This window comes from Ideonella azotifigens (assembly GCF_006519715.1).
Taxonomy (GTDB): domain Bacteria; phylum Pseudomonadota; class Gammaproteobacteria; order Burkholderiales; family Burkholderiaceae_C; genus Ideonella; species Ideonella azotifigens.
This window is the reverse complement of record NZ_VIDT01001042.1, coordinates 1-1383: the sequence shown is the minus strand read 5'-3', so window position 1 is coordinate 1383 and position 1383 is coordinate 1. Positions and strand designations below refer to the sequence as shown.

Annotated in this window: 2 protein-coding genes; one reads left to right on the top strand and one right to left on the bottom strand. The window is 67.4% G+C overall.

Going from position 1 to position 1383, the window contains the following annotated elements; translation table 11 throughout:
- Positions 1 to 77: 77 nt before the first annotated feature.
- Positions 78 to 866 (bottom strand): 3'(2'),5'-bisphosphate nucleotidase CysQ, encoded by a 789-nt coding sequence (cysQ, locus tag FKP22_RS30430; RefSeq protein WP_141291934.1) that lies wholly within the window; start codon positions 864 to 866, stop codon positions 78 to 80.
- A 119-nt stretch (positions 867 to 985) separates the two neighbouring features.
- Between cysQ and FKP22_RS30425 the strand changes: the two genes are divergently transcribed.
- The coding region (locus FKP22_RS30425; RefSeq protein WP_510606734.1) for a transposase at positions 986 to 1383 on the top strand (398 nt) is incomplete at its 3' end.

Sequence of the window (1383 nt, the reverse complement as noted above, 5' to 3'; positions counted from 1 at the left end):
CGGCACAGCGCAGCGAAGCCAACCAGTCAGGCGAAGTCACACGAAAGGGCCCACCGCGAGGCGGGCCGCGGAAACGATCAGAACCCCGAGGCCGCGAAGTGCGGGTTGTCGAAGCCGGGCTTGCCGTAGCGCAGGTCGGCGCCATCGGCCACCACGGTGACGCGGCCCCCGGCGGCGCGCAGCACGGCGTCGCCTGCGGCAATGTCCCATTCCATCGTGCGGCCCAGGCGCGGGTACAGGTCGGCCTCGCCGGCAGCGACCAGGCACAGCTTCAGTGACGAGCCGGCGTTGGTGCGCGAGGCCACGGTGCGGCCGTTCAGGAAAGCGTCCAGCGCGGTTTCGTCGCCATGCGAGCGGCTGGCCACCACGGTCAGGCCTTCGGCCGGCACCGCGCGGGTCTTGATCTCGCGCTTGCCTTCGGCGTCTTCCAGCCAGGCACCCAGGCCGGCCGCGCCGGTGAACAGGCGGCCGGCAGCACCGCCGACAGCGGGCGCGAACACCAGACCCAGCACCGGCTTGCCGTTTTCGATCAGCGCGATGTTGACGGTGAACTCGCCGTTGCGGCTGATGAATTCCTTGGTGCCGTCCAGTGGGTCGACCAGGAAGAAGCGGTCGCTCACATCCGGGATCTTGCCGGCGGCCACGGCTTCTTCGGCAACGACCGGCACGCCTGGCGCGATTTTCGCGAGGCCGGCCAGGATGACGTCTTCCGCCTTCTGGTCGGCCTGGGTGACCGGCGACTCGTCGCCTTTCTTGGTCACATCGAAGTCGGTGGCATAGATGTCCATGATCACCTTGCCGGCGTCGCGGATGAGGGGCGTCAGTTGGGACAACAGGCCGGCGGCGTCAGCGGTAGCAATGCTCATGGAAGTTACTTTCAGATGAGGTTTTCAAATGAGGGATACGGCATTGTGCATGTCGAGTGGCAGAATAAACTCCCTAAAACATTTATTGACCTCAGTTCGTGCCCGCCTCCACCCCCGACATGCAACAACTGAACCTGCGCCGTCGCCGCGCGGTGCAGTTGCGGGTGGACGGCCGCAGCCTGGCACAGATCCGAACCGAGACCGGCCTCAGCGTGCCCACCATCATCAAGGCCTGCCAGGCCTTCACGGCGGGCGGCTGGGCGGCGATCGACGTCGGCGCCCGCGGCCGGCCCAAGGGCGATGGCCGGGTGCTGAGTCTGCAACAGGAAGAGGCACTGCGCACCGCCGCTTTGGGCCAGCCACCCGAAAAAGCCGGTAGCCCGTCACTGTTATGGGATGCCAATGCTGTGCAGGCGCTGGCCGGGCAGCGTTTTGGCGCCCAGTTGCAGCCGCGTGCGTTGGCCCGGCTGCTGGAGCGCTGGGGCCTGGCGATGCACCCGCTGCGCGAACTGGCTGC